The organism is Brevibacillus sp. NRS-1366 (assembly GCF_050467985.1).
The window spans coordinates 156,596-164,566 of the sequence record NZ_JBITPN010000025.1; the positions used below are offsets into that span (position 1 = coordinate 156,596).

Genomic DNA, 7,971 nt, shown 5'->3' on the forward strand with positions numbered 1-7,971 from the left:
CTCCCATTTTCACGATTACATCAAAATGAAGTTTATACTTTGAAAAAGGTATATATATGAAGTTGTAACTCTAGTTGCATTATAATCCTTGTTTTGGAAAACCACAATACGGATTTCTGAAAATACATACTATTGCGTTTCTTTATTCGATAAAAGCTTTTTCGTCAGGTCTAATGGACAAAAAAGCCGCCTTATTGATGTTTGAAGGATTTGAGCAACATCATGCAAGAAACGGCTATCATTTGTGTGGTATGTTATCACTACATCGACAGGTTAAGGAGGAAGACCGAATGGCTAAGGAGGTTCGAACGGTCTGTTTTGATAAAAAACTTAAAATCGAAGCTTATTGTTTTAAAGGGATTATGCAGAAATTCCCCAACCATTTTCATGATTATTACGTCTTGGGCTTTATCGAAAAGGGAAAGCGCTATCTGATATGCAAAAATCAGGAATTTATCACGAACGCCGGAGATGTGATCATTTTTAACCCGCGCGATGCTCATACTTGTGAACAGGTGGACGGGAAAACACTGGACTATCGCAGCCTTAACATTCCTGAAAATATTATGCGCCAAGCTGTATGTGAAATCACCGGAAGAGAATATCTCCCCAGGTTTACCCAGACCGTTCTTTATCAAAGCGAACTCGCAACATCCTTGCGAGAGCTTCATCTGATGATTTCTAAGGAAGAAAGTGACTTCAAAAAGGAGGAGCTGTTTTTATTTCTCATCGAGCAGCTCATCCAAGAATATTCCGATACCGTACCCGAGCATTGCGCACAAGAACCGGCCTCTGAAATTCAGTTAGTCTGTGAATTTTTGGAATCAAACTATGCAAAAACAATTACGCTTGACCAGTTAAGCGAATTAACGAAGGTAAGCAAATATCATCTACTTCGTTCTTTTACGAAACAAAAAGGCATTTCCCCCTATAGTTATCTTGAAACCATTCGGATCGGAAATGCCAAAAAACTGTTGGAACAAGGCATTCCGCCGATGGAAGTCGCATTTCAGACAGGCTTTAGCGATCAAAGCCATTTTTCGAATTTCTTCAAAAGAATGATCGGTCTAACCCCTAAGCAATATATGAAGATATTTGAACCCGTAACAGAATCACATTTGCTGGATGGCAGAGGAGAACAATAATGGAGAATCAACGGCTATCTGCCGGACATCTGGCAGCATTTGTAACCATATTGATATGGGGAACGACTTATATATCCACCAAAATATTATTAGTTGATTTTACCTCTATTGAAATTCTCCTTTACCGTTTTATCGTTGGCTATCTTACCCTGCTGGTTGTTTATCCGCATTGGATCAAAACAAAAGGTTTCAACGAAGAGCTGCTTTATGTTTTTGCAGGGTTGTGTGGCGTTACCTTATTCTTTTTACTGGAAAACATAGCCCTTACCTATACGTTTGCTTCGAATGTCGGTGTCATCGTTTCGATTGCCCCATTTTTTACAGCTGTTTTGGCACACTTTAGCCTGGAGGGGGAAAAATTACGTCTTCGCTATTTTGTCGGCTTTGTCATCGCGATTCTCGGAATTGTACTGATTATCTTTAACGGCAGCTTTCTTTTAAAGCTGAACCCTGTAGGAGACCTACTAGCGGTCTTTGCATCCATCGTTTGGGCTGTTTATTCCGTGTTAATGCGAAAAATAAGCAAGCTTGGCTACCATACTGTTGGCAGCACGCGCAAGGTGTTTTTCTACGGTTTACTGTTAATGATACCCGCTTTATTTGTGCTTGACTTTAACCTTGATGTCGCGAGGTTCGCCACCACCCCTAATTTATTGAATCTACTATTTCTCGGTTTAGCAGCTTCTGCCTTATGCTTTGTAAGCTGGAATTGGGCTGTTGGGGTTTTAGGAGCGGTAAAAACTAGCCTTTATATTTATATCGTGCCTGTGATTACGATCGTGGCGTCTTCGCTTATTTTGCATGAGAAAATCACATGGATCGCGATGATAGGGGCCGCGCTTACTTTGGTAGGGTTGTTTATTTCAGATGGGACAAAGCTTGGTTTGAAGCGAAAGCTGTTCAAACAGGCTGATCGGGAAACTCCTAAATCACAGATAGAAGTATAGCTTTCGAATAGAAGAAGCCCAGGAGATCAAGTCACCTTGTCCCTGGGCTTTATTCAATATCATTCATGCTGTTACTTATTTGCTGCTACCCCCGCTCATGAACCATCGTAATGACAACACCGTAAACAAGTAATAAATCGATCATCAATCTAGACCTCCTGCTACTAGTTCTCCTTGAAAGAATACGGCTACTCTGTCAGCACGTCGCGCAACTGCTTCTGCGGCACATGTCGCATCCACCAGCACCATGCTCGCCTCGTCTCCCAGCTTGGGCCATGCCCTTTTTCCTTCCTTGTCCAATAAGGTTCGTCCATCTGTTATAAAACCAAGCGCCTGCCCGAGCGAATACTCATCTTGCAACCTGAATCTTTCCGCCAATCTGCCCACTCTCTCAAGCACATCTCCGTTCCCAAACGGTCGCCAGGAATCGAAAATATTGTCGCAGCCTACCGCTACCTTGACACCTTTTGAGCTAAGGAGGGGGACTGGTGGCAGCGTGACATTGTGCTGCAGGGCGGTGATGATTGTAATGCCGGCTTCAGCCAGCAATGACGCCAATTCATCCGCTTCGTCAGCACGAATGTCGCCGATTGCAAAAGCGTGGCTAATGCTCACTCGTCCTTGCCAGCCTGCCTCGATGGTAAGTGCCGCCAAGCGCTGCATCGTAAAAACACCCAAGTAATCTTCATCATGCAAGTGAAGATCGATCCCAGCATTTGCCTCTACCGCCAAGTCGATCATTTCGACTAGTGACGCTTCGATATCCCCATCAACGGTCGCCGGATCGACTCCCCCAACCAGACCAGCTCCCATGCGCAATGCTTCGCGTAAAAGGGCTTTCGATTTTGTCCGCAACAAACCGTGCTGTGGAAACGCAACGATCTCATGGGAAAGCTTGCCAGAGAAGCTTTCCAGCGCAAGCATGACTCCTTCCAGATTGCTTAGTCCGACTTCTGGGTAAATATCCACATGAGTCCGCACATGGGTCGAGCCGTTGGCAAGCAAAATGTTCAATAACGCTTTTGCACGCTTCTCAGTGGTCATTGGCAATGCTGTCAAAATGCGTTTTTCGATATCGCATTGATCAACGACAGTCTCGGCCTGAATGACGGCACGCCATGATTCACCTAAAAACGTCTTGTCAAGATGGACGTGCTTTTCAACAAACCCCGGAAGTAATAATTTCATTTTTCCGTCAATGTTAGACAAATCGGTCTCCACTGGTTTAACCGCCGATCGGATCTCTGCTATTTTGCCATCCTTGATACGGATATGACAAAGCTCCGTCTGGGTACCTGTCACGGAACCGTTAACGTACTCATATCCCTTCTCCAGTAGCACGTTTGTTAACCAATACTCGTGTTTTGTCATCTGTCCAATCCCCCATAAAGAATCGCCTTTCGTCACATGTGTTCCCTAATGATTTTACATCCTAATGAAGAGGGTGCCCAATTTCAATTTTGAGTCACCCTTACCTGTTCATGCTATTCCATGACGATGTTCCTTACTCCTCACAAACAGCAAGCGTTCCTGCTACCACTTTTCCTTTGTACATAACCGCTTGGCGTTTTGCCCTTCTTGCTACTATTTCAGCGGGATGATTCCACCTGTAACGAAGCCAAGTGTTTCGGAAGGGAACGCTCGTCCATCCATTTATAGTGCTCTGCCAATCGCTGATTGCCACTCTGCCCTGCCACTTCGCATCTTCCGTTATATCTTCCAATCTTTTCATCGTGTACAAGCCAATGGAATCATAGTCGTGCAGATGCAAATCAATATCCGTGTTTGTCTCGACGGCAAGCTCCACCATCAAATCAAGCGAGCGGTCCACCTGTCCATCAAATCCAGCAGGATCTACGCCTCCCACGATCGTAGCCCCTTCTTTCATCGCCCTTATTATTCATAATGCTTGCTGTCGGAATATCGGTGAAAAAATGGGGATCAAGGCCTGTAATATCGGATTGACGAACAACCACGAGAGTATCGTTTTTACTTGATGGAGCACTCTCAGTGGCGTTCTCCTTGATTGGTTGACCAGATGAACAACCTGCTAAGGTAATGGCTGTGGCGCATATCAAGGCGAGCATCGAACTTAGAACTTGCTTTTTCATCGTACAGCGAGCACAAGGAGTTGAGTTTCAAAATGTTTACCTAATTTTTAATATTTTTTACCTTTTCTTAAAAATTATTATTTTCATCTCTTTCACGAATAATCACTTGGCATAACCTTGGGATCGTACAGCTTCGTTTAAAAGAAAAGACCCCTAGCCTGGATCGTTGAAAAATCAACCACTCAAGCTTGAGGTCTATAAGATAGAGAAAGCTCCACCGATCCACTCCAAGCAAAATGTCAACAGCTTCGATCGGAATGGTGGAAAAGACAACAAATTCAGATGCACCTATTCAAAATCTACCCCGATACCGAGCGCTAGCAAACGATCGAAATAGTCCGGACACGTTTTGGAGACACAGCCTGGGTCGGCAATACGGATGCCCTCCACCCTCAGACTGATAAGGGAAAGCGCCATCGCCATTCGATGGTCGTCATGAGAATCCAAGAGCGCTGCATGCGGGACGCCTGGGTAGACGGTCAATCCATCCGGGTGCTCTTCCACACGAACGCCGAGCTTGCCGAGCTCAGTACAAACGGCTGTAATCCGATCACATTCATGGTGCCTGATGTGGGCTGCGTCTGTAAGTGTAATCGGTCCGTCTGCGAATGGGGCCAGTGCAGCAATGGTCAGCGTCTGATCAGAGCACCGCTTCATGCTGTGAGTAAACCCGCCCTTGAGCTGGCCTGTGCCATGCACCTCGACAAATCCATCTCCTCGGGTAATGATGCACCCCATTCGTTCAAGTATTTCTACTAATTCAATATCGGGCTGAAGCGTCTTTGCCGTAATTCCGTTGATCCGAATGCGGCCATTTGTCAGCGCAGCGATCGCCCAGAAGTAGCCACATGTCGAAACGTCAGGCTCAAGTATGACTGAGCTCGCTTTATACCTAGCCGGGTGGACCGAGATCGTCTGACCGTCATTATTTATGATCGGATCAACACCAAATGCTCTCATCATGTCAATCGTCATTTTAATATAATCGGGCTGAACACTACCACCGTTGATGTGAATGGTCAATGCTTCTCGCGCGTATGGGGAAGCGAGTAAGAGACCGCTAATAAATTGACTGGAGGTAGAGCCGGGTACATTCGCCAATCCGCCTTGTAGACCAGCTGCTTTCAATGTCAATGGCAAGCAGCCTTTCATTTCCTCATAATGAATAACTGCTCCCATACTCTTTAGCGCATCAAGCAGCGGAGCTAGTGGCCTCTCACTCATCTGTTTGCTTCCGCGAAGTTTCCATGTACCTGTCCCTGCTGCAAGCGCTCCAGGCAAAAAACGGGCGATCGTCCCCGCAGATCCTACATACAATTCACAGTCTTGGTTCGGCCATTTTCCAGCTGCTCCTTCTACGATGGCTGTTTCCCCTTGTACCTCAACCCGAATACCGAGTTCACGCAGAGCACTTATGCACCAATACGAATCATCACTTTTCAGGATTCCCTCAATTGTAGAAGTCCCTTCAGCCAAAGCAGCAATAATCAGCGCTCGATTCGTTAAGCTTTTACTGCCTGAAACTGTTATATCACCATCTACCCCACCACTATGCGGTAAAACGGATACTGTTTGCTTATTGTTATATTTGGACCACGGCGACCGTGCTTCCCAATCCGGCTGGTTCTTGCTTCTCGCCTTCATCTAGTCCACCCTCTCAGATTGATTGAATCACTCAGCCTGATTATAATGAAGATCAACAAATAGATGAAATCATTATTAAAGCACTTTGTCATAGAGGTGGTTTATATCATGTTCAATCTTGAATGGTATCGCATTTTTCTTTATACCGCTACATTGGGGAACTTAACCAAAGCTGCACAGGAATTGCACATTACCCAGCCATCCGTCAGCTATGCCATCAAGCAAATGGAAGAAGGTTTTGGTGTCAAATTGTTTCATCGTCTTTCCAAGGGAGTAAAACTCACGACGGAAGGTGAGGCGCTCTATCAATATGTGCAGCAGTCATTCGCTTTGCTCCGTGATGGGGAGAAAACCATACAGAATCTAAAGTCCCTCACTGACGGTGAACTGCGGATCGGCGCAAGCGATTCACTGATAAAAAGTTTACTGCTCCCGTATCTTGATACGTACCATTTCCAATATCCCGAAATTCGAATTCGCCTTTCCCACGGGAAGACTACCGACATTGTGCATCGTCTAAAAGAGGGACTAATCGATTTTGGCATCGTGCACATGCCCATTGTTGATCCCGCTATTGATGTCAAAATATTATCCGCGATTCAAGATACTTTTGTTGTAGGGGAAGCTTTTCGGGAGCTGGCTAGTCGTCCGCTTTCCGCTGGGGAAATAGGAACGCTTCCCCTCCTTCTATTGTCACCCGGGAGCAGTTCGCGCTGCTTTGTAGAGCAATGGTTTGCTGCTCAAGGAGTCAGCATTGAGGCAGATATTGAGCTAGGCAGCATCGACCTGCTCGTTGAATTCGCGAGGCTCGGATTCGGTACCGCTTGTGTCAACCGCTCGTTTGTGAAAAAAGAGTTGGAGGAAGAAAAGCTGTTTGAGCTCCGCCCCGATTCTATCCTTCCTCTGCGAAGGATCGGCATCGCCACTCGCCTCGATATGTCGTTGTCTCTGGCCGCGTCTCGCTTTCTTGAAATGCTAACGTCAGTTTTTCGGCATCAGGACGAAATTCATGGAGAAGGAAAAAATTCCTAAATATGATCGGTCACCCAAGTCATCCGGATTGAAAAAACGGTTCACCATCTGGATTTTCTACTCCCAGATGCGAACCGTTTTTTCTTCAAGTATTTTCTCTTCGCTTTTTTTGGAGTACTTTACAAATGATCCATTTCCAAAGCGGTAAGAGTTGATTTTGTGCTAAAGCTTACCGAATTATTCACAAAAATCTTCTTTCTTGATTCAAGCAATCTTTTTACCTTTTTTAGCACGGAGCTTATTTGCCTGGCGTTTATTTGTTCGCTGCTGAGGAGCCGCAACCTTGGAGTAGGATTGTTTTTTAGGAGTCGTTGCATTTTGTGGTTTTCTGGAGGATATAGATTTTTGCCCTTGCTTGGTGGATTTTCGGTTTCCTTTCAGCTTTTTCGCCTCTTGCCTTTCTATTTTTACATTACGCATTTGCGACGAAGCGACTTTTATCGCTGGTTTGATTGACGAGTTACGCGTTTTTTTCGTTTTTATCTTATTTTTGGCATTCGTGGCTTTTGAATCAGCAGCTTTTTTGCTCTTTGTGGCCTTTTCATTTTTCGCGTTCAAGATAGGTGCGACTTCGATCGCAATGGTAATATAAGTTGACGAACGGGTAACTTTTTTTCTTTTTCTTTTGAGTGTTTTAGTCACGGGAGTTGAAACTTTCTGCTTTGCTGGAATGACCTTTACTGAAGGTGTGGCTGCCTCTACGTTTCGTTGAACAGATGCGGGCATCTTTTCAGGAGAGACTGATTTTGACTTTGATTTTGGGGCCTTTTCCTGAACCGGAGCTGATTTTGATTTTTCTTTAACAGATTTTTCTTCTACTGGAGCTTCTTTTGATCTAGCTTTGGCGAGTTTCTCATCTACAGCAGTTGTCTTTGATCGAGCTGTTGCGGGCTTCTCTTGTTTGGCTTCTTTTTTAGATTTTAGCTTGTCGGACTTTTCCTCAACAGGAGTAGCTTTTTGTCTTGCTGTAGCGGACTTCTCTTCTAGGGGAGCTGTTTTTACTTTAAGTTTAATCGACTTTTCCTCAACAGGAACAGGGTTTGATTTTGCTGTCACAGGCTTCTCTTCTGGGGCAGCTGTCTTAGATTTTAC

General features: G+C 45.0%; 7 protein-coding genes. 3 read left to right on the plus strand and 4 right to left on the minus strand.

Features of this window, described 5'->3' with window-relative positions; genetic code table 11:
* The first annotated feature begins 290 nt into the window (after window positions 1–290).
* Both ACIFQN_RS22830 and ACIFQN_RS22835 read left to right on the plus strand, forming a co-directional pair.
* On the plus strand, window positions 291–1,145 hold the full coding sequence (locus ACIFQN_RS22830; RefSeq protein WP_429835356.1) for a helix-turn-helix domain-containing protein: 855 nt from the start codon (window positions 291–293) through the stop codon (window positions 1,143–1,145).
* The gene (locus ACIFQN_RS22835; RefSeq protein ID WP_429835342.1) at window positions 1,145–2,092 is read left to right on the plus strand and encodes a DMT family transporter; all 948 of its coding nucleotides are present in this window, start codon (window positions 1,145–1,147) and stop codon (window positions 2,090–2,092) included. The genes ACIFQN_RS22830 and ACIFQN_RS22835 overlap by 1 nt, the downstream gene beginning before the upstream one ends.
* A gap of 144 nt (window positions 2,093–2,236) precedes the next feature.
* Here the strand turns inward: ACIFQN_RS22835 and ACIFQN_RS22840 are convergent, their stop codons facing one another.
* The 3 genes from ACIFQN_RS22840 to aroA form a co-directional block, all read right to left on the minus strand.
* Window positions 2,237–3,463, minus strand: coding sequence for an amidohydrolase (locus tag ACIFQN_RS22840; RefSeq protein ID WP_429835343.1), 1,227 nt, complete (start codon window positions 3,461–3,463; stop codon window positions 2,237–2,239).
* Between the two features lie 133 nt (window positions 3,464–3,596).
* Window positions 3,597–3,959 (minus strand): hypothetical protein, encoded by a 363-nt coding sequence (locus tag ACIFQN_RS22845; protein ID WP_429835344.1) that lies wholly within the window; start codon window positions 3,957–3,959, stop codon window positions 3,597–3,599.
* A gap of 532 nt (window positions 3,960–4,491) precedes the next feature.
* The gene (gene aroA, locus ACIFQN_RS22850; protein WP_429835345.1) at window positions 4,492–5,847 is read right to left on the minus strand and encodes a 3-phosphoshikimate 1-carboxyvinyltransferase; all 1,356 of its coding nucleotides are present in this window, start codon (window positions 5,845–5,847) and stop codon (window positions 4,492–4,494) included.
* Between the two features lie 108 nt (window positions 5,848–5,955).
* Between aroA and ACIFQN_RS22855 the strand changes: the two genes are divergently transcribed.
* Window positions 5,956–6,879 carry a LysR family transcriptional regulator gene (locus ACIFQN_RS22855; RefSeq protein ID WP_429835346.1) on the plus strand — a complete coding sequence of 308 codons (924 nt, stop codon included), beginning with the start codon at window positions 5,956–5,958 and terminating at the stop codon, window positions 6,877–6,879.
* Between the two features lie 204 nt (window positions 6,880–7,083).
* Here ACIFQN_RS22855 and ACIFQN_RS22860 read toward each other — a convergent pair.
* A partial coding sequence (locus ACIFQN_RS22860; protein ID WP_429835347.1) for a hypothetical protein occupies window positions 7,084–7,971 on the minus strand: 888 nt, incomplete at its 5' end.

Excerpts from the sequence above, each read along its gene's own strand:
- ACIFQN_RS22830 (WP_429835356.1), top strand. The coding sequence starts at position 291 with ATGGCTAAGGAGGTTCGAACGGTCTGTTTTGATAAAAAACTTAAAATC.
- ACIFQN_RS22835 (WP_429835342.1), top strand. The coding sequence starts at position 1,145 with ATGGAGAATCAACGGCTATCTGCCGGACATCTGGCAGCATTTGTAACC.
- ACIFQN_RS22840 (WP_429835343.1), bottom strand. The coding sequence starts at position 3,463 with ATGACAAAACACGAGTATTGGTTAACAAACGTGCTACTGGAGAAGGGA.
- aroA (WP_429835345.1), bottom strand. The coding sequence starts at position 5,847 with ATGAAGGCGAGAAGCAAGAACCAGCCGGATTGGGAAGCACGGTCGCCG.
- ACIFQN_RS22855 (WP_429835346.1), top strand. The coding sequence starts at position 5,956 with ATGTTCAATCTTGAATGGTATCGCATTTTTCTTTATACCGCTACATTG.